This is a genomic window from Serratia sp. 22278 (assembly GCF_052045405.1).
GTDB lineage: Bacteria > Pseudomonadota > Gammaproteobacteria > Enterobacterales > Enterobacteriaceae > Serratia > Serratia marcescens.
The window spans coordinates 37,120-60,376 of sequence record NZ_JBQEOW010000010.1 but is presented as its reverse complement, the minus strand read 5'-3'; the positions used below and the strand labels follow the sequence as shown (position 1 = coordinate 60,376).

24 protein-coding genes and 2 tRNA genes are annotated in these 23,257 nt (G+C 57.0%); 17 read left to right on the top strand and 9 right to left on the bottom strand.

The genetic code is table 11. The annotated features are described in order from the left end of the window. Window positions 1–130 precede the first annotated feature (130 nt). The 3 genes from yhcN (ACTJJ6_RS17780) to argR all read right to left on the bottom strand — a co-directional run bounded on the left by yhcN (ACTJJ6_RS17780) (window position 131) and on the right by argR (window position 1,652). On the bottom strand, window positions 131–394 hold the full coding sequence (gene yhcN, locus ACTJJ6_RS17780) for a peroxide/acid stress response protein YhcN (RefSeq protein ID WP_025305042.1): 264 nt from the start codon (window positions 392–394) through the stop codon (window positions 131–133). Between the two features lie 120 nt (window positions 395–514). After that, entirely contained in the window at window positions 515–778 is a 264-nt protein-coding gene (yhcN, locus tag ACTJJ6_RS17775; protein WP_004933574.1) for a peroxide/acid stress response protein YhcN, read from the bottom strand. Between the two features lie 403 nt (window positions 779–1,181). Further along, entirely contained in the window at window positions 1,182–1,652 is a 471-nt protein-coding gene (argR, locus tag ACTJJ6_RS17770; RefSeq protein WP_016929335.1) for a transcriptional regulator ArgR, read from the bottom strand. 464 nt (window positions 1,653–2,116) lie between these two features. On the opposite strand from argR, the gene mdh reads away from it, so the two are divergent. Beyond that, window positions 2,117–3,055: a malate dehydrogenase gene (gene mdh, locus ACTJJ6_RS17765; RefSeq protein ID WP_028127571.1), complete on the top strand. Its 939-nt coding sequence runs from the start codon at window positions 2,117–2,119 to the stop codon at window positions 3,053–3,055. A gap of 66 nt (window positions 3,056–3,121) precedes the next feature. Here the strand turns inward: mdh and ACTJJ6_RS17760 are convergent, their stop codons facing one another. After that, on the bottom strand, window positions 3,122–3,382 hold the full coding sequence (locus ACTJJ6_RS17760) for a helix-turn-helix domain-containing protein (protein WP_016929333.1): 261 nt from the start codon (window positions 3,380–3,382) through the stop codon (window positions 3,122–3,124). A gap of 181 nt (window positions 3,383–3,563) precedes the next feature. On the opposite strand from ACTJJ6_RS17760, the gene ACTJJ6_RS17755 reads away from it, so the two are divergent. Then, window positions 3,564–3,920, top strand: coding sequence for a DNA-binding protein (locus tag ACTJJ6_RS17755; protein WP_028127572.1), 357 nt, complete (start codon window positions 3,564–3,566; stop codon window positions 3,918–3,920). Between the two features lie 50 nt (window positions 3,921–3,970). Here the strand turns inward: ACTJJ6_RS17755 and ispB are convergent, their stop codons facing one another. Then, window positions 3,971–4,942, bottom strand: coding sequence for an octaprenyl diphosphate synthase (gene ispB / locus ACTJJ6_RS17750; protein ID WP_016929331.1), 972 nt, complete (start codon window positions 4,940–4,942; stop codon window positions 3,971–3,973). Between the two features lie 270 nt (window positions 4,943–5,212). Here ispB and rplU point away from each other — a divergent pair, with 270 nt between their 5' ends. From rplU to cgtA, 4 genes are all read left to right on the top strand, one after another. Continuing rightward, window positions 5,213–5,524, top strand: coding sequence for a 50S ribosomal protein L21 (rplU, locus tag ACTJJ6_RS17745; RefSeq protein ID WP_004933561.1), 312 nt, complete (start codon window positions 5,213–5,215; stop codon window positions 5,522–5,524). 17 nt (window positions 5,525–5,541) lie between these two features. Further along, window positions 5,542–5,799, top strand: coding sequence for a 50S ribosomal protein L27 (rpmA, locus tag ACTJJ6_RS17740; protein WP_004933559.1), 258 nt, complete (start codon window positions 5,542–5,544; stop codon window positions 5,797–5,799). Window positions 5,800–5,904: 105 nt separating this feature from the next. Then, window positions 5,905–6,876, top strand: coding sequence for a DMT family transporter (locus ACTJJ6_RS17735; protein ID WP_021504260.1), 972 nt, complete (start codon window positions 5,905–5,907; stop codon window positions 6,874–6,876). Window positions 6,877–6,892: 16 nt separating this feature from the next. Further along, window positions 6,893–8,065 (top strand): Obg family GTPase CgtA, encoded by a 1,173-nt coding sequence (gene cgtA / locus ACTJJ6_RS17730; protein ID WP_004933553.1) that lies wholly within the window; start codon window positions 6,893–6,895, stop codon window positions 8,063–8,065. Between the two features lie 36 nt (window positions 8,066–8,101). Here cgtA and pmrB read toward each other — a convergent pair whose 3' ends face one another. From pmrB to dacB, 3 genes are read right to left on the bottom strand one after another with little or no spacing between them, the layout of a single operon-like run. Then, window positions 8,102–9,163 carry a two-component system sensor histidine kinase PmrB gene (gene pmrB / locus ACTJJ6_RS17725; RefSeq protein WP_176063786.1) on the bottom strand — a complete coding sequence of 354 codons (1,062 nt, stop codon included), beginning with the start codon at window positions 9,161–9,163 and terminating at the stop codon, window positions 8,102–8,104. Continuing rightward, window positions 9,160–9,822, bottom strand: a complete 663-nt coding sequence (gene pmrA / locus ACTJJ6_RS17720; RefSeq protein WP_004933545.1) for a two-component system response regulator PmrA — start codon at window positions 9,820–9,822, stop codon at window positions 9,160–9,162. The genes pmrB and pmrA overlap by 4 nt, the downstream gene beginning before the upstream one ends. Window positions 9,823–9,830: 8 nt before the next feature. Next, window positions 9,831–11,264 (bottom strand): serine-type D-Ala-D-Ala carboxypeptidase, encoded by a 1,434-nt coding sequence (gene dacB, locus ACTJJ6_RS17715; protein ID WP_015376410.1) that lies wholly within the window; start codon window positions 11,262–11,264, stop codon window positions 9,831–9,833. Window positions 11,265–11,520: 256 nt separating this feature from the next. Here dacB and greA point away from each other — a divergent pair, with 256 nt between their 5' ends. After that, complete coding sequence (greA, locus tag ACTJJ6_RS17710) at window positions 11,521–11,997, top strand: transcription elongation factor GreA (protein WP_004933539.1); 477 nt, start codon at window positions 11,521–11,523, stop codon at window positions 11,995–11,997. A gap of 112 nt (window positions 11,998–12,109) precedes the next feature. On the opposite strand, the gene yhbY is transcribed toward greA, so the two are convergent. Beyond that, window positions 12,110–12,403, bottom strand: a complete 294-nt coding sequence (gene yhbY / locus ACTJJ6_RS17705) for a ribosome assembly RNA-binding protein YhbY (protein WP_004933536.1) — start codon at window positions 12,401–12,403, stop codon at window positions 12,110–12,112. Between the two features lie 143 nt (window positions 12,404–12,546). Here yhbY and rlmE point away from each other — a divergent pair, with 143 nt between their 5' ends. The 10 genes from rlmE (at window position 12,547) to infB (ending at window position 23,192) form a co-directional block, all read left to right on the top strand. Beyond that, window positions 12,547–13,176, top strand: coding sequence for a 23S rRNA (uridine(2552)-2'-O)-methyltransferase RlmE (gene rlmE / locus ACTJJ6_RS17700; RefSeq protein ID WP_004933533.1), 630 nt, complete (start codon window positions 12,547–12,549; stop codon window positions 13,174–13,176). Between the two features lie 56 nt (window positions 13,177–13,232). Beyond that, complete coding sequence (ftsH, locus tag ACTJJ6_RS17695) at window positions 13,233–15,164, top strand: ATP-dependent zinc metalloprotease FtsH (RefSeq protein WP_004933529.1); 1,932 nt, start codon at window positions 13,233–13,235, stop codon at window positions 15,162–15,164. A gap of 90 nt (window positions 15,165–15,254) precedes the next feature. Continuing rightward, a complete protein-coding gene (folP, locus tag ACTJJ6_RS17690; protein ID WP_016929326.1) occupies window positions 15,255–16,091 on the top strand; it encodes a dihydropteroate synthase in 837 nt (278 codons plus the stop codon). Between the two features lie 4 nt (window positions 16,092–16,095). After that, complete coding sequence (gene glmM, locus ACTJJ6_RS17685; protein ID WP_021504256.1) at window positions 16,096–17,433, top strand: phosphoglucosamine mutase; 1,338 nt, start codon at window positions 16,096–16,098, stop codon at window positions 17,431–17,433. 220 nt (window positions 17,434–17,653) lie between these two features. After that, window positions 17,654–17,989: a preprotein translocase subunit SecG gene (gene secG / locus ACTJJ6_RS17680; protein ID WP_004933519.1), complete on the top strand. Its 336-nt coding sequence runs from the start codon at window positions 17,654–17,656 to the stop codon at window positions 17,987–17,989. Between the two features lie 68 nt (window positions 17,990–18,057). Beyond that, window positions 18,058–18,144, top strand: a tRNA-Leu gene (locus ACTJJ6_RS17675). 60 nt (window positions 18,145–18,204) lie between these two features. Beyond that, window positions 18,205–18,281 (top strand) — tRNA-Met (locus tag ACTJJ6_RS17670). Between the two features lie 217 nt (window positions 18,282–18,498). Further along, complete coding sequence (rimP, locus tag ACTJJ6_RS17665) at window positions 18,499–18,951, top strand: ribosome maturation factor RimP (protein ID WP_028127574.1); 453 nt, start codon at window positions 18,499–18,501, stop codon at window positions 18,949–18,951. Between the two features lie 21 nt (window positions 18,952–18,972). After that, window positions 18,973–20,481, top strand: coding sequence for a transcription termination factor NusA (nusA, locus tag ACTJJ6_RS17660; protein ID WP_004933514.1), 1,509 nt, complete (start codon window positions 18,973–18,975; stop codon window positions 20,479–20,481). Window positions 20,482–20,504: 23 nt separating this feature from the next. Then, complete coding sequence (infB, locus tag ACTJJ6_RS17655) at window positions 20,505–23,192, top strand: translation initiation factor IF-2 (protein ID WP_004933511.1); 2,688 nt, start codon at window positions 20,505–20,507, stop codon at window positions 23,190–23,192. Window positions 23,193–23,257 lie beyond the last annotated feature (65 nt).

The window sequence follows — 23,257 nt, the reverse complement described above, 5'->3', positions numbered from 1 at the left end:
TCGCGAGCGAGGGCAACGGGGTTCGTCGGATAGGACGACGAGAGGGTCTCTGGGAAATCGGCGTTTGCGTCAGAACTCGGCAGTGGCAGTGACGAGGGTAATCAGCTCTGCAAAGCCGTTCCCAGAGTTGTTATTTGTAAATCTCGGCGGTGGCGTGGTAGTTGCCTTCGTTACGGGCTTCGATCACGCGGTAGGCGGTCGCGCCTTTCGCGTCGGCTTTCTCCGACAACGCCTGGCGAATATCGGTCGGCGCGCCGTCGATACCGCTGACGGTAATGGTGCCGATAGATTGCAGATTGGCGGTCTGATCGTTAGTCACCAACTGGGCGGCAGATGCGCCGAAGGAGATGACGGACAGCAAACCGAGTGCAGCAAGAGTAGTTTTCATGTTCATGATAGCGATCCTTGTTCATAACAGCCTGGAAGGGCTTGGCAGCGATTTTTATTCTTGAAGGCCGTTATGACAGCGTTTGATTCCAGAGAGGTATTGCCCGTTGCCGGGTAATGCCGTTACTTATTTGTAGATTTCAGCGGTCGCGTGGAAGTTGCCGTCGTTGCGCGCTTCGATTACGCGGTAAGCGGTCGCCCCTTTGGCGTCAGCTTTGTCGGACAGCGCCTGGCGAATGTCGGAAGGCGCAGCGGCGACGCCGCTCACGGTGATCACACCGGCGGGCTGCAGTTTTGCGGCCTGGGTAGCATCAACAGATTGTGCTGCGAATGCACCAAAGGAAAGCATGGACAGAACGCTCAGGGTTGCAACGGTAGCTTTAATTTTCATCATCTCACCTCATCGTATTCTTTTATCAGTTCCAACGAACTGTGATTCAGTTCACGAAAATGAGTATACAGCTAGTAACGCGAAAAATTAATAGTTCGCTAACAGTTGCTAGTGAAACTTTAACCTCATGATCCTTATTTTTTATAACCGTAAGGAATAAAAAACGCTCATAAAACGATCTTTTGATGTTAAATTTATGTAATTTCAATAAGGTAAGTGATTTTGACTAAAAGTGCGGAAGATCACAGTGGGTACTGCTGGTTACATGGATATGTCATGGAAATGTGTTGTTACGGGATAAAAAAGCAGTGTTAAACGCGGTTGAAGGCTGGGAAGGTAACGCGAGGGTTAAAGAAGCGCTAACAAAATGCGGTTTACAGCCGCACTTTGTTAGCGCCAGGTTTCACAGCTCTTGCTCGAACACGCCCAGGATCGCTTCATGCAGCTTCTGAGCGGTAAAGCCGCTGGACGGGGTGACGAAAATCGTGTCGTCGCCGGCAATTGTGCCGAGGATACCCTGGGATTTACCCAGTGAGTCGAGCAGGCGGGCGATCAGCTGCGCGGCGCCCGGGCTGGTGTGGATCACCACGACGGCATCGTTATGGTCGACGTCGAGCACCAGATTCTTCAACGGGCTGGTGGTGGTCGGCACGCCGAGTTCGGCAGGAAGGCAATACACCATTTCCATTTTGGCATTGCGCGTACGTACCGCGCCGAACTTGGTCAGCATGCGCGATACTTTGGATTGGTTAATGTTTTCGAAGCCTTCTTCTTGCAGCGCCAAAACGATCTCGCCTTGAGAACTGAATTTTTCTTCTTTCAATAACGCTTTGAACGTCTTGATCAGATCTTCCTGTTTTGCGGGATTACGCATTTTGCACCGTGGAATGTTGATAGTGGAAGTCATGATTATGCATATAGATGAATTTTTATGCAACAAAGGCCGCCCCAAAGAAAATAAAAATGACCGGACGGCGAGGAAAGGGCGGCATTTTAACAAAATCCGGCCGCGATGAATATGCCCTTTTGACGACGGAAAATCGGCCTGCAGTGGTAAATAAAATGTTATTAAAATGATGTTGTTCTGATGTTGCGTAAGGGTGTAATGTAACGGCCGGTTAACTTGCTCGTGAATAACCTCGCACTATTTTTGATTAGTGTGCGCTATGCCCTTCATGCGTAAGCGATTTAATCTAAAATGGGCGCGACAGCGGCCGTTTTATTACACCTGCAGGCAAGAATTGGCTAATTTATTGTTTTGAAAGGTGTAATAACTTAAGGTCCGTAACCAACACATTCACGGCGCTTTATATATTTAAGATAATAAAGGAGTATAGGATGAAAGTTGCAGTTCTCGGTGCTGCTGGCGGTATCGGCCAGGCCCTCGCCCTTCTACTCAAAACCCAGCTTCCTTCAGGTTCTGAACTCTCTCTCTACGACATTGCCCCCGTTACCCCAGGCGTTGCCGTCGACTTAAGCCACATCCCAACCGCAGTTAAAATCAAAGGCTTCAGCGGCGAAGACGCGACTCCGGCTCTGCACGGCGCGGACGTGGTGCTGATTTCCGCCGGCGTGGCCCGTAAGCCTGGCATGGATCGCTCTGACCTGTTCAACGTTAACGCCGGCATCGTGCGTAATCTGATTGAGCAAGTGGCGAAAACCTGCCCGAAAGCCTGCATCGGCATCATCACCAACCCGGTTAACACCACGGTCGCCATCGCGGCGGAAGTGCTGAAAAAAGCCGGCGTTTACGACAAGAACAAACTGTTCGGCGTGACTTCGCTGGATATCATCCGTTCCAACACCTTCGTGGCCGAGCTGAAAGGCAAGCAGCCGGAAGAATTGAACGTGCCGGTGATCGGCGGCCACTCTGGCGTGACCATCCTGCCTCTGCTGTCGCAGATCCCTGGCGTGAGCTTCACCGAGCAGGAAGTGGCGGATCTGACCAAACGCATTCAGAATGCCGGTACCGAAGTGGTGGAAGCCAAAGCCGGCGGCGGATCTGCAACGCTGTCCATGGGGCAGGCGGCCGCCCGTTTCGGTCTGTCTCTGGTGCGTGCGCTGCAGGGCGAGAAAGGCGTTGTGGAATGCGCTTACGTTGAAGGCGACGGCAAATACGCTCGCTTCTTCGCGCAGCCGCTGGTGCTGGGCAAAAACGGCGTTGAAGAACGCAAAGATATCGGCACCCTGAGCGCCTTCGAGCAGAAAGCGCTGAACGAGATGCTGGACGTGCTGCATAAAGATATCGAACTGGGCGAGAAGTTCATCAATAACTGATCGACACCGATAGTCAGCCGATAAACGCCGCCGGACGCTGTTCCGGCGGTTTTTTTTGCTCCGCGTTCACGATTTGATACGTGCTTTGCGATCCAGCAGGCAATCGTTGTGCGGATCGTAATAGCGGCTTGGCCAGATCTCCGAAGGGTGGATGCCTATCGCTTCGGCGATCAGCCATTCCCCCTTCGGCCACGGGCGCGACAGCGCATTGGCCAGCGTCGATGAGCTTAATCCGGCCTTGCGCGACACTGCCGCCAGCGTGGTGCCCTGCTTGCGTAGCGCCGCGATGATATCTGCCGGATGCCAATCTGGGTTCCTTGAATTCATGTTTACATTCCTTTTCTGATTAGCCAAAGTTGCGTTAGTGGTATAACTAACGGGTCATGGTTAAGCGTTTGAACAACGTGAAACGCTTATTCGGAAATAAGAATACCATTAAATTTCCTAAAAAATACCCAGGTAATTTCCAAAAAACGACATTGCCCACTATTGCCCAGAGATGATGGCTATGAAAAACGAGTGGTTTGCCGCCAAGGAACTGACAGGCATCGCAGGATTACCCTCCTCACCACAGGGAATCAATCTGATGGCCCGACGCGAAGGCTGGATCAGCCGCAGGCGTAAAGGCGTGCAGGGAAAAGCGTTGGAGTACCATATCGACAGCCTGCCTCCAGGCGTGCGTAACCTGCTGGCTCTGAAGGAAGACGGGGCGGCATATGACGTAGAACGCCAGGATCCGTTGGCGGTCTGGATCGAGTATTACTACCATTTGACGGAGAGCGAGCGCGAGAGAATGGTGGCTTTCCTGATGCGGGAAGGGATCGGCGGCCTGCTGGCGCGTATCGACGAAGAGAGCAATACCTAAGCAGGCCCGCGTGGGCGGGCCTGATGAATGCATTTAGAAATCACGATTTCTTAAAAGTCGCGTTGTACCGCCAAATGGGCCAGGCCTTCCAGCGCTGTTCGGTGCTCTGATGCCGGCAATACCTGCAGCGCGGCGATCGCCTTGTCGGCTTCTTCCTCGGCGCGTTTGCGGGTGTATTCCAGCGAACCGCATTGCTGCATCGCCTGCAGCACCGGCTCCAACAGGTGACGGCCGTTGCCTTGCTCAATCGCGCCGCGGATCATGTCACGCTGGGCGTCGTCGCCGTTGTGCATCGCGTGCAGCAGCGGCAGGGTCGGTTTCCCTTCGTTCAGATCGTCGCCGGTGTTTTTGCCCAGGGTGCTGCCGTCGGCGCTGTAGTCGAGCAGATCGTCGATCAGCTGGAAAGCGGTGCCGAGGTAGCGGCCATAATCTTGCAGAGCCTGTTCTTGCTCAGCGCTGGCGCCGGACAGGATCGCCGACGATTGCGCCGCCGCTTCAAACAGACGGGCGGTTTTGCTGTAGATCACCCGCATATAACTTTCTTCGCTGATGTCGGGATCGTGCACGTTCATCAACTGCAGCACTTCACCTTCGGCGATGACGTTGACCGCCTCCGACATCAGCGCCAGCACGCGCAGGGATTCCAGGCTGGTCATCATCTGGAAGGCGCGGGTATAGATAAAGTCGCCGACCAGCACGCTGGCGGCGTTGCCGAACGCCGCGTTGGCGGTGGCTTTGCCGCGGCGCATGTCCGATTCGTCGACGACGTCGTCATGCAGCAGCGTGGCGGTATGAATGAATTCGATCAGGGCGGCGACGGTGACGTGCTTGTTGCCTTCGTAGCCCAACGCCCGCGCCGCCAGGACGGCGATCATCGGCCGGATGCGCTTACCGCCACCGCTGATAATGTAATAGCCAAGCTGATTGATGAGCGTGACATCGGAATTCAGCTGTTCGAGAATTGTTGCGTTCACGGCCGCCATATCTTGCGCGGTTAACTCGGTAATTTGCTCTAGGTTCATTGTGTTTTTTTCAGCTGTGTTTCTCTTCACCGCGTTGAGATCGCTGCTCACATCGGTACATGGCGGTAACTGTCCCTATGATTGTACTTGAAAAACGGTTCAGATAAACGCCACGAAAGAAACTGCGCTTTTTTTCTTCTTTTTTCTTGTTCTGGTCTTATTCTGCTCTTGTCATGCGCTGCTTTTTTGCGTAGAATTCGCGCCCTATTGTGAATATTTATAGCGCGCTCTGAACTAACACAGTCGGGCACGCGGAAAGCGGAGTTTTATATGTACGCGGTTTTCCAAAGTGGTGGTAAACAACACCGAGTAAGCGAAGGTCAGACCGTTCGCTTGGAAAAGCTGGACATCGCAACTGGTGAAGCGGTTGAGTTTGACCAGATTCTGATGATCGCTAATGGCGAAGATATCAAAATCGGCGTTCCTTTCGTCGATGGCGGCAAGATCAAAGCTGAAGTCGTTGCTCACGGTCGTGGCGAGAAAATTAAAATCGTTAAGTTTCGTCGTCGTAAACACCACCGTAAGCAGCAGGGCCACCGTCAGTGGTTCACTGACGTTAAAATCACCGGCATCAGCGCTTAAGTTAGGAGAGCGGATTAATGGCACACAAAAAGGCTGGCGGCTCGACTCGTAACGGTCGCGATTCAGAAGCTAAACGTCTGGGCGTAAAACGCTTTGGCGGCGAAGCAGTACTGGCAGGCAGCATCATCGTTCGTCAGCGCGGCACCAAATTCCACGCTGGTACCAACGTGGGTTGCGGCAAAGACCACACTCTGTTTGCTTTGAAAGACGGTAAAGTCAAATTCGAAGTTAAAGGCCCGAGCAATCGTAAATTCATCAGCATCGAAGCTGAATAATTTTTCGAGCCTTACGAAATAGATGTAAGCCCCGCAATTCGTTGCGGGGCTTTTTACATTTATGGGTTGCCTGAGGGCAGGCCCGTCAGCGTTGGCGAAGGTGATATGGATACGAAGCAGCAGGTCGGCGTTGGCATTTCTCTGGCGTTAACCACGGCGGTTTGCTGGGGCGCGTTGCCGATCGCGATGAAAGAAGTGTTGGTGGTGATGGAGCCGTTTACCGTTGTCTGGTATCGCTTTACCATGGCCGCCATCGGTTTGGGCGTGATCCTTGCGGTGCGCGGCAAGCTGCCGCCGCTGACGATGTTCCGCCAGCCGCGTTGGCTGCTGCTGTTGGCGATCGCGACGGCGGGGCTGCTGGGCAACTTTGTGTTCTTCAGCTCCTCGCTGCAATACCTGAGCCCGACGGCTTCGCAGGTGATTGGCCAGCTGTCGCCAGTCGGTATGATGTTCGCCAGCGTGCTGATTTTAAAAGAACGCATGCGCATCACCCAGGTCATTGGCGCCCTGATGCTGATTTGCGGGCTGATGCTGTTTTTCAACGTCAGTCTGATAGAGATCTTCACCCGGCTGACGGACTACACGCTGGGCGTCATGCTGGGTGTGTGTGCGGCGATGGTCTGGGTGAGCTATGGCGTGGCGCAGAAGGTGTTGCTGCGCCGGCTGGCTTCGCCGCAGATCCTGGTTATGTTGTACACTTTATGTGCGATTGCGTTGTTCCCTCTGGCCAAACCCGAGGTGATTTTCCAGCTTAGCGGCTGGCAATTGGCGTGCCTGCTGTTTTGCGGCGCCAACACGCTGATCGGCTATGGCGCGCTGGCGGAAGCGATGGCGCGCTGGCAGGCGGCGCAGGTGAGCGCGTTGGTTACGCTGACCCCGCTGTTTACCCTGCTGTTTTCAGATTTATTGGCGCTGGCTTGGCCCCAGGCATTCGCCATGCCGACGCTGAACATCGTCGGCTATGTCGGTGCGTTTGTGGTTGTGGCGGGCGCCATGTTTTCCGCAATTGGTCACCGGTGGTGGCCGCGACGGGCAGACCCTCCCCTGGTTGCTCCTTTGAAGCAGCCCGGTGAATGATTTACGGAGACGGTAAATGAAGTTTGTAGATGAAGCAGCGATTCTGGTCGTTGCAGGCGACGGCGGCAACGGGTGCGTCAGCTTCCGCCGCGAAAAATATATCCCGAACGGTGGGCCTGACGGCGGTGACGGCGGCGACGGCGGCGACGTCTACCTGCTGGCGGACGAGAACCTTAACACCCTGATCGACTACCGCTTTGAGAAGTCTTTCCGCGCCGAGCGTGGCCAGAACGGCCAGAGCCGCGATTGTACCGGCAAACGCGGTAAAGACGTCATCATTAAGGTGCCGGTCGGCACGCGCGTGAAGGATCAGGGCACCGGCGAGATCCTCGGCGACATGACCCGCCACGAGCAGAAGCTGATGGTCGCCAAAGGCGGCTGGCACGGTCTGGGCAACACCCGTTTCAAATCTTCGGTCAACCGAGCGCCGCGTCAGAAGACGCTGGGTACCGCCGGCGAAGCGCGTGACCTGTTGCTGGAGCTGTTGCTGCTGGCCGATGTGGGCATGCTGGGGCTGCCGAACGCCGGCAAATCGACCTTCATCCGCGCGGTGTCCGCCGCCAAGCCGAAGGTGGCCGATTATCCGTTCACCACGCTGGTGCCGAGCCTGGGCGTGGTGCGCATGGACCACGAGCAGAGCTTTGTGGTCGCCGACATTCCGGGGCTGATCGAGGGCGCTTCGGAAGGCGCCGGTCTGGGTATTCGTTTCCTGAAACACCTGGAGCGTTGCCGCGTGCTGCTGCACCTGGTGGACATCGCGCCGATCGACGAATCCGATCCGGTGGAAAACGCCAAAGTCATTATCAACGAGTTGAACCAATACAGCGAAAATCTGGCGCAGAAGCCGCGCTGGCTGGTGTTCAACAAAATTGATGTGATTGGTGAGGAAGAAGCCGCCGAACGCGCCAAGGCGATTGTGGAAGGCATGGGCTGGGAAGGGAAGTACTACATGATCTCCGCCGCCAACCGCGAAGGCGTCAATGCGCTGTGCTGGGACGTGATGAACTTCATCAACACCCAGCCGAAAGCGATGGCGATCGAAGAAAGCGCACCGGAAAAAGTCGAATTCATGTGGGATGACTACCACCGCGAGCAAATTGCGGAAGTGGAAGCCGAAGCGGAAGATGACTGGGATGACGACTGGGACGAAGACGACGACGAAGGCGTCGAAATCATTTACCAGAAGTAATTCGGTGATAAAGGGCTCAGCAACGCTGGGCCCTTATTATTTGAGCGCCTTTTCCGGCAGCCAGCACTGGGCATTCAGGCCGCGCGCATCGCGGCGGTTTTCCAGCGTCAAACGCCCCTGGTGCAGTTGCGCGATGCGGATTACGATATTCAGGCCCAGTCCGCTGCCGCCGTAGCGTTGATCCATGCGGCGAAACGCCTGCGTCAGTTCCCCGACCATCTCTTCCTTGATTCCCGGGCCATCGTCGATGACCTGCAGCAGATAGCCGTTGTCTTGCGGCGTTAACCGCACCTGTATCGCGCCGCCTTCCGGGCCGTAACGGTGGGCGTTTTCGACCAGGTTGCGCAGCAGCAGCCGCAGCAGCACCGGATCGCCGTTCACGGTGGCAGCAGCCGGCAATTGCCAGCCCAGCGTCTGCTCGCGTTGGGCGGCCATTTCGTCGAGCTCTTCACGCAGCGGCTGGATCACATCAGCCACCCAATCGAAATGCTGATAATGGCCGCTGGCGAAGTCTTGCCCGGCGCGCGACAGCATCAGCAACTGCTCGACGGTGTGCATCAGCTGATCGATGCGGGCGATCAGCGCCTGGCTGCCCTTGACGCCCTGCTTTTCCATCAGTTCCAGGTGCAGGCGGATGCCGGCCAGCGGCGTGCGCAGCTCGTGGGCGGCGTCGGCAGTGAACAGGCGTTCCTGTTGAATGGTGTTATCCAGCCGTGAAAACAGCTGATTGAGTGCATTGGTGACCGCCACCATTTCCTGACTGTCGCTGGTGATTGGCAGCGGCGTCAGGTTATCGGCAGAGCGTTTTTCCAGCCGTTGCTGCAGTTGGTTGAGTGGGCGGATGATCCAACTGATGGCCCAAAACGACGCCAACAGCGTGACGATCATCATGATCAGCGAAGGCGCCAACAGCGACGCGATGGCCTCGGCGATCTCGGTATCGACGCGTTCGGTACGCACTTTGGCGGACAGGGTTTCGTCCACCAGGAAGCTGATCTGCTCCTGGCTTTCGTGCCACAGCCAGAAGGCGCTGATGAGTTGCGTGACCAGCAGGATCAGCGCCAGCATCAGCAGCAGGCGGCGGCGCATGCTGATCATGACGAGGGTTCCAGGCGGTAGCCGATGCCGCGCACGGTGCGGATGCGATCCTTGCCCAGTTTGCGGCGCAGGTTGTGGATATGCACTTCCAGGGTGTTGGAACCTAAATCATCTTGCCAGGTGTAGAGATCCTGCTGCAGGAGTTCGCGGTTGACCGTCTGCCCGGCACGCATGATCAGGCGCGCCAGAATGGCGAACTCTTTCGGCGTGACCTCCACCGGCTGCTGTTGCAGATAGACCTGCTGGCTGGAGAGATTCAACTGCAGGTCATCCACCTGCATCAGATTGTCGCTGTGGCCCTGGTAGCGCCGCAGGAGAGCGCGCACGCGCGCCTGTAGCTCAACCAGCGCGAAGGGTTTGACCAGGTAGTCGTCGGCGCCGGCGTCCAGCCCATCGACGCGGTCTTCCAGGGCGTCGCGGGCGGTCAGGATCAGCACCGGCAGATCGATCTGCTGGCGGCGCCACTGCCGCAGCAGCGCTGCGCCGTCCATGTCCGGCAGGCCGAGATCCAGGATCACCATGCTGTATTGGCTGGTGATGAGCAGGCTGCTGGCCTCCGCCGCTGTGGCGGCGCAGTCGCACACGTAGCCTTCACCGGTCAGCGCCAGCGCCAGCCCTTGTTGCAGCAGTTCATCATCTTCAACGACCAGCAGCTTCATGGCGATCCTCAGTTGTTTTGGTAAATATCCCGATACAGGCGGCTTTCGAAACGCACCAGCGGCGCACGGCGCTGTTTCTGATCTTCCGGTGGCACGGCGTAGCCGGAGAGATACTGCACGAAGGCCATGCGCTGGCCGCTGGCGGTAGTGATGAAACCCGCCAGGTTGTAGACGCCCTGCAGCGCGCCGGTCTTGGCCGACACCTTGCCGTCTACGCCGGCCTCATGCAGGCCGCCGCGGTAGCGCAGGGTGCCGTCATAGCCGGACAGCGGCAGCATCGAGATAAAGTTCAGCTCGTTGTCGTGCTGCGCGATGTACTGCAGCGCCTGCATCATGGTCGCCGGGGCCAGCAGGTTGTGGCGCGACAGGCCGGAACCGTCGGCGATGATGGTGTTGCCCAGATCGATGCCGGCCTTCTGGCGCAGCACCTGCCGTACCGCATCGGAACCGGCTCGCCAGGTGCCCGGCACGCCGAAGCGTTCGTGGCCGATGGTGCGGAAGACGGTATCGGCGATCATGTTGTCCGATTTCTTCAGCATGATTTTCAACAGATCGTGCAGCGGCGCCGACTGGGTTTGTGCGATCACCGTGCCGGTGATGCCGGGGCGCGTCTGGCGTTTCAAATGCCCGTCGATCTGGATGTCGGCCTGCTTCAGCTCGTCTTTCAGGATGGCGCCCGCATAGCTGGCACCGTCCTGGATGGCGAAGGCCAACGGCAGCGGTTCGCTGCGCTGCGTCAGGCAGCCGGTCAGGGTAAAGCGGTTCAGCTCGCCCGGCACCACGTCCAGTTCGCAGTATTGCGCGTCTGCGGATCCGCGCGCCAGGGTGCGCACCTGGCTAAACATATTGACCGGATAATAGGAGGCGACGCGGATAAACGCCATGTCGCCCGGGTTCGGCGCGCTGTACAGCGAGACCGAGAAACAGTTGCGATCGACGATGGCGGCGGCCGGCGGCGCGCTGAAGCACTGCGTCAGATCGTTCCACGGCCAACCAGGCGCCTTGTCATGGCTGGCGAAGACCGAGGTATCGACCAGCACGTCGCCGCTGATTTGGCGCACGCCCTGCTTCTTCAGGACGGCCACCATATTGCGCAGGCTCTGACGTTTGAAGGTCGGATCGCCGCTGAAGCGGGCGATCAGGTTGCCGCGCAGCACGCCGTCGCGGATATCGCCCTGGCTCTCCAGCGTGGTGGTGAAACGGTAATCGGGCCCGAGTTGCAGCAATGCCGCCAGCGCCGTCAGCACTTTTTGGGTACTGGCCGGCAGCGCCATCTGCTGAGAGTGATAATCGATCGTCGGCGCACCGGCACCGATCTTCTGAACGACCAGGGCAAGGTTGGCCCCATCAGGCAGATATTGTGTGTACTCTTCAACCGGGGCCGCATTCGCATTCAGAACAAATGCGCAAGCCAATGCACTGACAATTCGTGAAAAACGCATAATCTCGGGATAACAGCTGGATAACGTGCCGTCATACTACGGTGCAATCAGGGAAAAAGTAAACGATGACCCTCAAGGAACTCTAGGCTAAAATGCGTATCAAAATGCAAAACCGATCTTGGCTTGGGCCCCGTTCCGAGTCAGGTTTCTTTTGTTTGTCGCCTGGAGGCGGGGGGCGGAATGCCAACCGTGTTTTCATACGAATACGTCAGGATGACGGTTATTTGAACAGGAAAGATTTAGAGGTATTTATACGATGAACCAAATTCCGATGACCTTGTTTGGCGCTGAAAAACTGCGCGAAGAGCTCGAATATCTGAAAAGCGTGCGCCGCCCGAAAATCATTGCGGATATCGCTGAAGCGCGTGAACACGGCGACTTGAAAGAAAATGCCGAGTACCATGCCGCCCGCGAACAGCAGGGTTTCTGCGAAGGCCGCATTCAGGAGATCGAAGCCAAGCTGTCCAATGCGCAGGTGATCGATATCACCAAGATGCCGAACACCGGTCGGGTGATCTTCGGCGCCACCGTATCGGTGATGAATCTGGACAGCGAAGAAGAAGTGACTTACCGCATCGTTGGCGACGATGAGGCCGATTTCAAGAAAAATCTGATTTCGGTAAACTCGCCGATGGCGCGCGGCCTGATCGGCAAAGAGCAAGACGATGTGGTGGTGATCAAAACCCCTGGCGGCGACGTGGAATACGAGATCCTGAAGGTCGAGTATCTCTGATCGGGACCGTTGGTCATTAATGCGCCAACGTTTTGTAAAGATAGGAAAAAGGCCGCAAGCGGCCTTTTATCTTGGTCAGGCGCATGGCACCTTTTCGTTAACCTGATGGTTATTAACGCGGTAGACTGATCTTGCGCTCTTTCGACGGGCGGTAAAGAATAAGTGTACTGCCGATAACTTGCACATTGCAGGCGCCCGTTTCACGCACGATAGCGTCGGCGATCAGGGTCTTGGTTTCGCGATCTTCAGCGGCGATTTTTACCTTGATCAGCTCATGATGCTCCAGAGCCTGTTCAATTTCAGCCAGCACCCCTTCGGTAAGACCGTTATTGCCCAGCATCACCACCGGTTTTAACGGATGCGCCAGGCCTTTCAGGTGCTGTTTTTGTTTATTATTCAGATTCATTGTCTTTTTTGCTTAAGTTGGGATTGAAAACGGTACATTCTACCGCCATCTCATGTATATCACCAAATCGGTCTTCACCGGTGTGAGTCTACGTGAGCAGCGACCCTGACATAAGACTCTTTTTATGATAGTTGGAAAACGAGATGGCTAATAAAAAGCGTTCGGCTAGCTCCAGTCGCTGGTTACAAGAACACTTTAGCGATAAATATGTACAGCAGGCGCAGAAAAAGGGACTGCGTTCCCGTGCCTGGTTTAAACTTGATGAAATACAGCAGAGCGACAAACTGTTCAAACCGGGCATGACCGTGGTTGACCTGGGCGCCGCACCGGGCGGCTGGTCGCAGTATGTGGTCACCCAAATCGGCGGTACCGGGCGCATCATCGCCTGTGATATTTTGCCAATGGATCCTATCGTTGGCGTCGATTTCCTTCAGGGCGATTTCCGTGATGAACTGGTGCTGAAGGCACTGTTGGAACGAGTAGGCGAGAGTAAGGTTCAGGTGGTCATGTCCGATATGGCCCCGAATATGAGTGGCACCCCGGCGGTCGATATTCCAAGGTCGATGTATCTGGTGGAGTTGGCGCTGGATATGTGTCGTGATGTCCTCGCACCAGGCGGAAGTTTCCTGGTGAAGGTGTTCCAGGGAGATGGCTTTGACGAGTACCTACGGGAAATTCGCTCCCTGTTTACGAAGGTTAAGATTCGTAAGCCAGACGCTTCCCGCGCCCGTTCGCGCGAAGTGTACATTGTAGCGACAGGGCGCAAACTGTAGTACCCTAACGCTGTTTGTTAACACAGTTGTAAGATGAGGTTAATCCCTTGAGTGACATGGCGAAAAACCTAATTCTCTGGTTAGTCATCGCGGTAGTGTTGATGTCTGTATTCCAGAGCTTTGGGCCCAGCGAGTCGAATGGCCGTAGGGTGGATTACTCTACCTTCATGTCCGAACTGACCCAGGACCAGGTTCGCGAAGCGCGAATCAACGGACGTGAAATTAACGTTACCAAGAAAGACAGTAACAAATACACGACCTACATCCCTGTCAACGATCCTAAGTTGCTGGATACGTTGTTAACGAAGAATGTGAAAGTGGTCGGCGAGCCGCCTGAAGAGCCGAGCCTGCTGGCTTCTATCTTTATCTCCTGGTTCCCGATGCTGTTGCTGATCGGGGTCTGGATCTTCTTTATGCGGCAAATGCAGGGCGGCGGCGGCAAGGGCGCGATGTCCTTCGGCAAGAGCAAGGCCCGCATGCTGACGGAAGACCAGATCAAGACCACTTTCGCCGATGTCGCCGGGTGTGACGAAGCGAAAGAAGAGGTGAGCGAACTGGTGGAATACCTGCGCGAACCGAGCCGTTTCCAGAAATTGGGCGGCAAGATCCCGAAAGGCGTGCTGATGGTTGGCCCGCCGGGGACCGGTAAAACGCTGTTGGCGAAAGCGATCGCCGGCGAAGCGAAGGTGCCGTTCTTCACCATTTCCGGTTCCGACTTCGTCGAAATGTTCGTCGGCGTGGGCGCATCCCGCGTGCGTGACATGTTCGAACAAGCGAAGAAAGCCGCGCCGTGCATCATCTTCATCGATGAAATCGACGCCGTCGGCCGCCAGCGTGGCGCCGGCCTGGGTGGCGGTCACGATGAGCGCGAGCAGACCCTGAACCAGATGCTGGTTGAGATGGACGGTTTCGAAGGCAACGAGGGCATCATCGTCATCGCGGCTACCAACCGTCCGGACGTGCTTGACCCTGCGCTGCTGCGCCCGGGCCGTTTCGACCGTCAGGTCGTGGTCGGGCTGCCGGATGTGCGTGGCCGTGAGCAGATCCTGAAGGTGCACATGCGCCGCGTGCCGTTGGCTGCCGACATCGACGCCTCCGTCATTGCGCGCGGTACGCCGGGCTTCTCCGGTGCCGACCTGGCCAACCTGGTCAACGAAGCGGCGCTGTTCGCCGCCCGCGGCAACAAGCGCGTGGTGTCGATGGTGGAGTTCGAGAAAGCCAAAGACAAGATCATGATGGGTGCGGAACGTCGCTCCATGGTGATGACCGAAGCGCAGAAAGAGTCGACCGCGTATCACGAAGCGGGCCACGCCATCATCGGCCGCCTGGTTCCTGAACACGATCCGGTACACAAAGTGACCATCATTCCTCGTGGCCGTGCGCTTGGCGTGACCTTCTTCCTGCCGGAAGGGGATGCGATCAGCGCCAGCCGTCAGAAGCTGGAGAGCCAAATCTCCACCCTGTACGGCGGCCGTCTGGCGGAAGAGATCATCTACGGGCCGGAAAAAGTCTCTACCGGTGCGTCGAACGACATCAAAGTGGCGACCTCCATCGCCCGCAACATGGTGACCCAATGGGGCTTCTCCGAGAAGCTGGGGCCACTGCTGTATGCGGAAGAAGAGGGTGAAGTGTTCCTGGGCCGCTCCGTGGCCAAGGCGAAGCACATGTCGGATGAAACCGCGCGTATCATCGACCAGGAAGTGAAGTCGCTGATCGAACGTAACTACACGCGTGCTCGCTCGCTGCTGATGGAAAACATGGACATCCTGCACTCGATGAAGGATGCGCTGATGAAGTATGAAACCATCGATGCGCCGCAGATCGACGATCTGATGAACCGCAAAGACGTGCGTCCGCCGGCGGGCTGGGACGATGCGAACAAAGGCAACAGCTCCGACAACGGCGGCACCCCGAAAGCCCCGACGCCGGTAGATGAGCCGCGCACCCCAACGCCGGGCAACACCATGTCCGAACAGCTCGACAAGTAAGAACGGCTGTGTAATAACATCAAACCCCGGTACGCCGGGGTTTTTTTTGCCCGGCGGGCAGTGAACCAGGCAACAGTAAGGTGAAACAACATGCAGTTAACCGTGCGCGACATGACGCTCAACCTCTCTCATCCACAGGTGATGGGCATCCTCAACGTGACGCCGGATTCGTTTTCCGACGGCGGTCGCCACAACACGCTGAATCAGGCGTTGCTGCACGCGCATGCGCTGATTTCGGCCGGCGCTACGATGATTGATATCGGCGGCGAGTCGACAAGGCCGGGGGCGGCGGAGGTGAGTGAAGAGGAAGAATTGGAACGGGTCGTGCCGGTGGTGGAAGCGCTGGCGCAGCGTTTCGAAGTCTTCATCTCGGTCGATACCTCGAAAGCGGGCGTGATCCGCGAATCGGCGCACGCCGGCGCGCATCTGATCAACGACATTCGTTCGCTGCAGGAGCCGGGTGCCCTGGCGGCGGCGGCGGAAAGCGGCCTGCCGGTCTGCCTGATGCACATGCAGGGGCAGCCGCGTACCATGCAACAGGCACCGCACTACGACGATCTGATCGCCGACGTTCAGGCGTTTTTCGAACACCATATCCAGCGCTGTAACGAGGCAGGGATAACAAATCAGAAATTGCTGCTCGACCCAGGCTTCGGTTTCGGTAAAAATTTGGCGCACAACTATCAGCTTCTGGCCCGGTTGTCGGAGTTTCATCGTTTTGGTTTGCCGCTGTTGGTCGGCATGTCGCGCAAATCGATGATTGGACAACTGTTGAACGTACCGCCGGATCAACGGGTTATCGGCAGCGTGGCCTGCGCGGTGATCGCGGCGATGCAGGGTGCGCAGATTGTCAGAGTGCATGACGTTAAAGAAACCGTCGAGGCGATGCGTGTCGTCGAGGCAACACTTTCAGCTAAGGGACAGTAGAAACATGAGCGAGCGCAAATATTTTGGCACCGACGGCATCCGTGGCAAGGTCGGGGACAGCCCCATCACGCCGGACTTCGTGCTGAAGCTGGGCTGGGCGGCCGGCAAGGTGCTGGCGCGTCACGGTTCCCGCAAGATCATCATCGGAAAGGATACGCGCATCTCCGGCTATATGCTGGAGTCCGCGCTGGAAGCCGGCCTGGCGGCCGCCGGATTGTCCGCGTCCTTCACCGGGCCGATGCCCACGCCGGCGGTGGCTTATTTGACGCGTACCTTCCGGGCTGAAGCGGGCATTGTCATTTCCGCTTCGCATAACCCGTTCTATGACAACGGCATCAAGTTTTTCTCGATCGACGGCGCCAAGCTGCCGGACAATGTCGAAGAAGCGATCGAGGCCGAAATGGAAAAACCGCTGACCTGCGTGGAGTCCGCGGAGCTGGGTAAAGCCAGCCGCATCATCGACGCCGCCGGTCGCTATATCGAATTCTGCAAAGGCACCTTCCCGAGCGAGCTGAGTCTGAAAGGGCTGAAAATCGTGGTCGACTGCGCCAACGGCGCGACTTACCACATCGCGCCGAGCGTGCTGCGCGAGCTGGGCGCCACGGTGATCGCCATCGGCGTTGAGCCGGACGGCATGAACATCAACGAGAAATGCGGCGCTACCGATGTACGTCAGCTGCAGGAGCGCGTGCTGCAGGAAAAAGCGCACGTTGGCCTGGCGTTCGACGGCGACGGCGACCGCGTGATGATGGTGGATCACCTGGGCAACAAGGTGGACGGCGATCAGATCTTGTACATCATCGCCCGCGAAGGCCTGCGTCAGGGGCAGCTGCGCGGTGGCGCGGTCGGCACCCTGATGAGCAATATGGGGCTGGAACTGGCGCTGAAACAGCTGGGCATTCCGTTCGCTCGCGCCAAAGTGGGCGACCGTTACGTGCTGGAGAAGTTGCAGGAGTTGGGCTGGCGCATCGGTGCGGAAAACTCCGGCCATGTGATCCTGCTGGACAAAACCACCACCGGCGATGGCATCGTGGCCGGGTTGCAGGTGCTGACCGCCATGGTGCGCAACCACATGAGCCTGCATGACCTGTGCAGCGGCATGAAGCTGTTACCGCAGATCCTGGTCAACGTGCGTTTCGCCGGCGATCACAATCCGCTGGAATCTGAAGCGGTGCGCAAGGTCACCGAACAGGTGGAAGCCGAGCTGGCCGGCCGCGGCCGGGTGCTGCTGCGTAAATCGGGCACCGAGCCGCTGATCCGCGTGATGGTGGAGGGCGAGGACGAGCAGCAGGTGACCGCGCTGGCACATCGCATCGCCGACGCGGTGAAATCCGCAGGTTAAAACAGACAGTTAGCCACCGGGCTTGGCATCGCTGAGCCCGAATAGACGATTGTTGGCGTTTTTTTCCGCAAACGCGCCGGCGGCTGCAAATTGCCCTTGCGCGGGTTGGCGGCTTTGGTTAGTATTCACACCCGCTTCAGTAGGCAGTTTATAAACACGCCTGCTTGATGAGTGTGAAGCATTTGGCATGCGGTGAGGCCGCAAGGATACGGGTACTACTATGTACGAAGCTCTTCTGGTAATTTTCCTGCTGATTTCAATCGGGCTGGTTGCTCTGATTATGTTGCAGCAAGGTAAAGGCGCTGATATGGGAGCCTCTTTCGGAGCAGGTGCATCAGGCACGTTGTTCGGTTCGAGTGGTTCCGGTAACTTTATGACCCGCATGACTGCTGTATTGGCGACGCTGTTCTTCGTCATCAGCCTGATTTTGGGCAACCTCAGCAGCAACCAAAGCAAGAAAGGCAGCGAGTGGGAAAATCTGGGTCAGCCGGTGAAAACTGAGCAGACAACCGCGCCGGCAGCACCTGCCAAGCCGAGCAGCGATATCCCGCAGTAAGCCGTAAAAGTTTGTAAACGGTGGTTGTGAACTCGAAAGAACAACGGCCGTTAGCAGTAAGAATCAGTACCGAGGTGGTGGAATTGGTAGACACGCTACCTTGAGGTGGTAGTGCCCTAACGGGCTTGTGGGTTCGAGTCCCATCCTCGGTACCAAATCCCAGAGATAACTTGCAATTTTGCGATTATCGGCGTAGTATTTGCCACGTTTTCGGACGCGGGGTGGAGCAGCCTGGTAGCTCGTCGGGCTCATAACCCGAAGGTCGTCGGTTCAAATCCGGCCCCCGCAACCACTTTCCTTTAAGTGTTTATTTTCAAATACACTTTTCGATTGAAATCCGCTTTTCTCGATCATCATTTGAAAATGACACTTGCTCGAAAGTTGTACCGAGGCCGCCTAGCGGCAAACAGGGTCCAGTTGCATAAAGCCCCGATTTTTCGGGGTTTTTTGTTATTTGGCAACAGAATCACTGGGCTATTTAGCCCTTTTTTTATGTCTTGGGGGTGGGCTTGTCCACATTAGAGCAACAGTTAACAGAGATGCTTTCGGCACCGGTAGAAGCGTTGGGCTTTGAGCTTGTAGGCATCGAATTCATTCGTGCGCGCCAATCGACGCTCCGCATCTATATTGATAGTGATAACGGCATCAATGTTGATGATTGCGCTGATGTCAGCCACCAGGTCAGCGCTGTATTGGACGTCGAAGATCCAATCACGGTCGCTTACAACTTGGAAGTCTCCTCTCCTGGCCTTGATCGCCCGATGTTCACCGCAGAGCACTATACGCGTTTCCTCGGTGAAGAAGTCAGCCTGGTCCTGCGCATGGCGGTACAGAACCGTCGCAAGTGGCAGGGTATTATCAAGTCTGTCGAAGGCGAGATGATCACGGTTACTGTGGAAGGGAAAGATGAAGTGTTCGCGCTGAGCAACATCCAGAAAGCGAACCTGGTACCCCACTTTTAAAGTTTGGAAGAGGCAACTAGGATGAACAAAGAGATTCTGGCTGTTGTTGAAGCAGTTTCCAATGAAAAATCCCTTCCGCGCGAGAAGATTTTCGAAGCGCTGGAAACTGCATTAGCCACCGCAACCAAGAAAAAATACGAGCAGGAAATCGACGTGCGCGTCAGCATTGACCGCAGAACCGGCGATTTCGATACCTTCCGCCGTTGGGTCGCCGTAGACGAAGTGACGCAGCCAACGCGTGAAATCACGCTGGAAGCCGCTCAGTTTGAAGATCCGAGCATCGAGCTCGGCGGCTACGTCGAAGATCAGATCGAATCCGTGACCTTCGACCGCATCACCACCCAAACCGCCAAGCAGGTTATCGTGCAGAAAGTGCGCGAGGCCGAGCGTGCGATGGTGGTCGACGCTTTCCGTGAACACGAAGGTGAGATCGTCACCGGCGTGGTGAAGAAAGTGAACCGTGACAGCATCGCGCTGGATCTGGGCAACAACGCCGAAGCGGTGATTGGCCGTGAAGACATGCTGCCGCGCGAAAACTTCCGTCCGGGCGACCGCATTCGTGGCGTACTGTACGCCGTGCGTCCTGAGGCCCGCGGCGCGCAGCTGTTCGTCAGCCGTTCCAGCCCGGAAATGCTGAAAGAACTGTTCCGCATCGAAGTGCCGGAAATCGGCGAAGAAGTGATTGAAATTAAAGCGGCAGCCCGCGATCCTGGCTCCCGTGCGAAAATTGCAGTGAAAACCAACGACAAGCGCATCGACCCGGTCGGTGCCTGCGTAGGTATGCGCGGTGCGCGCGTTCAGGCCGTGTCGAGCGAGCTCGGCGGCGAACGCATCGACATCATCCTGTGGGATGATAACCCAGCGCAATTCGTCATCAACGCCATGGCGCCGGCCGACGTCGCGTCGATCGTGGTAGATGAAGATAACTGCACCATGGATATCGCCGTTGAAGCCAGCAACCTGGCACAGGCGATCGGCCGTAACGGCCAAAACGTGCGTTTGGCTTCCCAGCTGCTGAAACAACACCGCGGCGACGATCGTTGGGAACTGAACGTGATGACGGCGGACGACCTGCAGGCCAAGCACCAGGCCGAGGCTCATGCCGCTATTGATACCTTCACCAAGTATCTTGATATCGACGAAGATTTCGCCACCGTACTGGTTGAAGAAGGCTTCTCCACGCTGGAAGAGCTGGCCTACGTGCCGATCAAAGAGCTGTTGGAAATCGACGGTCTGGATGAAGATACGGTTGAAGCATTGCGCGAACGCGCCAAAGCTGCATTGACCACGCTGGCCCTGGCACAAGAAGAAAGCCTGGGCGACAACAAACCGGCCGACGATTTGCTCAACCTGCCGGGTCTTGAGCGCAGCATGGCCTTTAAACTGGCCGCGCGTGGGGTTTGTACGCTGGAAGATCTTGCCGAGCAGGGTGTTGACGATCTGGCTGATATTGAAGGGCTTAGCGACGAGCAAGCCGGCGAGCTGATCATGGCTGCGCGCAATATCTGTTGGTTTGGCGACAACGCGTAATAACTGTAGCAGGAAGGAACAGCATGACGACAGATGTAACCGTAAAATCGCTGGCAGCAGAGATTCAGACTCCGGTTGATCGCCTGGTACAGCAGTTTGCTGATGCAGGGATCAACAAGTCCGAGTCGGACTCTGTTACCCAGCAAGAAAAAGAAACATTGCTGGCGCACCTGAACCGTGAACACGGCAGCGCGCCGGGTAAACTCACTTTGCAGCGCAAAACGCGCAGCACCTTGAATATCCCGAGCACCGGCGGTAAAAGTAAATCGGTGCAAATTGAGGTCCGCAAGAAACGCACTTATGTAAATCGCGATACGCAGGAAGCCCAGTTGGCTGAAGCGGCAGAGCAGGCACAGCGTGAAGCGGAAGAGCAGGCACGGCGCGAAGCGGAAGAGCTCGCAAAACGCGAAGCGGAAGCGAAGCGCGCAGCCGAAGAGCAAGCCAAACGTGAGGCCGCGGAGATTGCTAAGCGTAATTCAGCGGAAAAAGAAAAAGTGACCAATCAACATACCGACGAAATGACCAAGCCAGCTCAGGCGGAAAAAGCACGCCGTGAAGCCGAAGCCGCTGAACTGAAACGCAAAGCGGAAGAGGAAGTGCGCCGCAAGGTTGAAGAGGAAGCCAAGCGCGTGGCGGAAGAAGCCCGTCGCATGGCCGAAGAGAACGGCGAGAAGTGGGCCCAGGCAGACGCGGCAAGCGCCGCGGTTGAAAGCGCCGACTATCACGTGACCACCTCTCAGCACGCCCGTGCCGCAGAAGATGAAAACGACGCCAAAGTTGAAGGCGATCGTCGCAGCCGCACCCGCGGCGGCAAAGCCACCAAGCAGAAGAAAGGCAACAAGCTGTCCGAATCCAAAGCGGATCGCGAAGAAGCGCGCGCCGTTACCCGTGGCGGTAAAGGCAAACGCAAACCTAGCGCTCTGCAGCAGGGCTTCAACAAGCCGGCGCAGGTGGTTAACCGCGACGTGGTGATCGGCGAAACCATCACCGTGGCCGAGTTGGCCAACAAGATGGCGGTAAAAGGTTCTCAGGTCATCAAAGTGATGATGAAGCTGGGCGCCATGGCCACCATCAACCAGGTTATCGACCAGGAAACCGCGCAGCTGGTTGCCGAAGAGATGGGCCACAAAGTTATCCTGCGTCGTGAAAACGAGCTGGAAGAAGCGCTGATGAGCGACCGTGATACGGGCGCTGCGGCCGAGCCGCGCGCGCCGGTCGTGACCATCATGGGCCACGTTGACCACGGTAAAACCTCTCTGCTGGACTACATTCGCTCCACCAAAGTGGCGGCGGGCGAAGCCGGCGGCATTACCCAGCACATCGGTGCCTACCACGTAGAAACCGAGAACGGCATGATCACCTTCCTGGATACCCCGGGCCACGCCGCGTTTACCTCGATGCGTGCTCGCGGTGCTCAGGCGACTGACATCGTGGTTCTGGTGGTGGCGGCTGATGACGGCGTGATGCCACAGACCATTGAAGCTATCCAGCACGCGAAAGCGGCGCAGGTGCCGTTGGTGGTTGCGGTGAACAAAATCGACAAGCCGGAAGCCGATCCGGACCGCGTTAAGCAAGAACTGTCTCAGTACGGCGTGATGCCGGAAGAGTGGGGCGGCGAAGCGCAGTTCGTCCACGTGTCCGCGAAAGCCGGTACCGGTATCGACGAGCTGCTGCAGGCTATCCTGCTGCAGGCCGAAGTTCTGGAACTGAAAGCGGTACGCAGCGGCATGGCGAGCGGCGTGGTGATCGAGTCCTTCCTGGATAAAGGCCGTGGCCCGGTTGCCACCGTGCTGGTTCAGGAAGGTACGCTGAACAAGGGCGACATCGTCCTGTGTGGCTTCGAATACGGCCGTGTGCGTGCGATGCGCGACGAGCTGGGCCGTGAAGTGACCTCCGCCGGTCCGTCTATCCCTGTGGAAATCCTGGGTCTGTCCAGCGTGCCTGCAGCGGGTGACGAAGCCACCGTGGTGCGCGACGAGAAGAAAGCGCGTGAAGTGGCGCTGTACCGTCAGGGCAAGTTCCGCGAAGTCAAACTGGCGCGTCAGCAGAAGTCCAAGCTGGAAAACATGTTCGCCAACATGACCGACGGCGAAGTGTCCGAGCTGAACATCGTACTGAAATCCGACGTACAGGGTTCTTGCGAAGCGATCAGCGACTCGCTGCTGAAACTCTCCACCGACGAAGTGAAGGTGAAGATTGTCGGCTCCGGCGTAGGTGGGATCACCGAAACCGACGCGACGCTGGCTGCGGCTTCCAACGCCATCATCCTGGGCTTCAACGTGCGTGCCGACGCTTCTGCGCGCCGCGTAATCGAAGCGGAAAGCCTGGATCTGCGTTACTACTCCGTGATCTATAACCTGATCGACGAAGTGAAGCAGGCGATGAGCGGCATGCTGGCGCCGGAATACAAGCAGCAGATCATCGGCCTGGCCGAAGTGCGCGACGTGTTCAAATCGCCTAAGTTCGGCGCTATCGCCGGCTGTATGGTTACCGAAGGGACCATCAAGCGTCACAACCCAATCCGCGTACTGCGCGACAACGTGGTTATCTATGAAGGCGAGCTGGAATCCCTGCGCCGCTTCAAAGATGACGTTAACGAAGTCCGTAACGGCATGGAATGTGGTATCGGCGTTAAGAACTATAACGACGTGCGCGTCGGCGACATGATCGAAGTGTTCGAAATCATTGAGATCCAACGCACCATCGCTTAACGATTGCACATCTGCTTATATCTGTTTACGGGGGGCCTTTGTGCCCCCCGATTTGTCTGGAGAAT

Bases quoted from the DNA above. Each gene is read 5' to 3' on its own strand.
- yhcN (WP_025305042.1), bottom strand. From the start codon at position 394: ATGAACATGAAAACTACTCTTGCTGCACTCGGTTTGCTGTCCGTCATC.
- yhcN (WP_004933574.1), bottom strand. From the start codon at position 778: ATGAAAATTAAAGCTACCGTTGCAACCCTGAGCGTTCTGTCCATGCTT.
- argR (WP_016929335.1), bottom strand. From the start codon at position 1,652: ATGCGTAATCCCGCAAAACAGGAAGATCTGATCAAGACGTTCAAAGCG.
- mdh (WP_028127571.1), top strand. From the start codon at position 2,117: ATGAAAGTTGCAGTTCTCGGTGCTGCTGGCGGTATCGGCCAGGCCCTC.
- ACTJJ6_RS17760 (WP_016929333.1), bottom strand. From the start codon at position 3,382: ATGAATTCAAGGAACCCAGATTGGCATCCGGCAGATATCATCGCGGCG.
- ACTJJ6_RS17755 (WP_028127572.1), top strand. From the start codon at position 3,564: ATGAAAAACGAGTGGTTTGCCGCCAAGGAACTGACAGGCATCGCAGGA.
- ispB (WP_016929331.1), bottom strand. From the start codon at position 4,942: ATGAACCTAGAGCAAATTACCGAGTTAACCGCGCAAGATATGGCGGCC.
- rplU (WP_004933561.1), top strand. From the start codon at position 5,213: ATGTACGCGGTTTTCCAAAGTGGTGGTAAACAACACCGAGTAAGCGAA.
- rpmA (WP_004933559.1), top strand. From the start codon at position 5,542: ATGGCACACAAAAAGGCTGGCGGCTCGACTCGTAACGGTCGCGATTCA.
- ACTJJ6_RS17735 (WP_021504260.1), top strand. From the start codon at position 5,905: ATGGATACGAAGCAGCAGGTCGGCGTTGGCATTTCTCTGGCGTTAACC.
- cgtA (WP_004933553.1), top strand. From the start codon at position 6,893: ATGAAGTTTGTAGATGAAGCAGCGATTCTGGTCGTTGCAGGCGACGGC.
- pmrB (WP_176063786.1), bottom strand. From the start codon at position 9,163: ATGATCAGCATGCGCCGCCGCCTGCTGCTGATGCTGGCGCTGATCCTG.
- pmrA (WP_004933545.1), bottom strand. From the start codon at position 9,822: ATGAAGCTGCTGGTCGTTGAAGATGATGAACTGCTGCAACAAGGGCTG.
- dacB (WP_015376410.1), bottom strand. From the start codon at position 11,264: ATGCGTTTTTCACGAATTGTCAGTGCATTGGCTTGCGCATTTGTTCTG.
- greA (WP_004933539.1), top strand. From the start codon at position 11,521: ATGAACCAAATTCCGATGACCTTGTTTGGCGCTGAAAAACTGCGCGAA.
- yhbY (WP_004933536.1), bottom strand. From the start codon at position 12,403: ATGAATCTGAATAATAAACAAAAACAGCACCTGAAAGGCCTGGCGCAT.
- rlmE (WP_004933533.1), top strand. From the start codon at position 12,547: ATGGCTAATAAAAAGCGTTCGGCTAGCTCCAGTCGCTGGTTACAAGAA.
- ftsH (WP_004933529.1), top strand. From the start codon at position 13,233: ATGGCGAAAAACCTAATTCTCTGGTTAGTCATCGCGGTAGTGTTGATG.
- folP (WP_016929326.1), top strand. From the start codon at position 15,255: ATGCAGTTAACCGTGCGCGACATGACGCTCAACCTCTCTCATCCACAG.
- glmM (WP_021504256.1), top strand. From the start codon at position 16,096: ATGAGCGAGCGCAAATATTTTGGCACCGACGGCATCCGTGGCAAGGTC.
- secG (WP_004933519.1), top strand. From the start codon at position 17,654: ATGTACGAAGCTCTTCTGGTAATTTTCCTGCTGATTTCAATCGGGCTG.
- nusA (WP_004933514.1), top strand. From the start codon at position 18,973: ATGAACAAAGAGATTCTGGCTGTTGTTGAAGCAGTTTCCAATGAAAAA.
- infB (WP_004933511.1), top strand. From the start codon at position 20,505: ATGACGACAGATGTAACCGTAAAATCGCTGGCAGCAGAGATTCAGACT.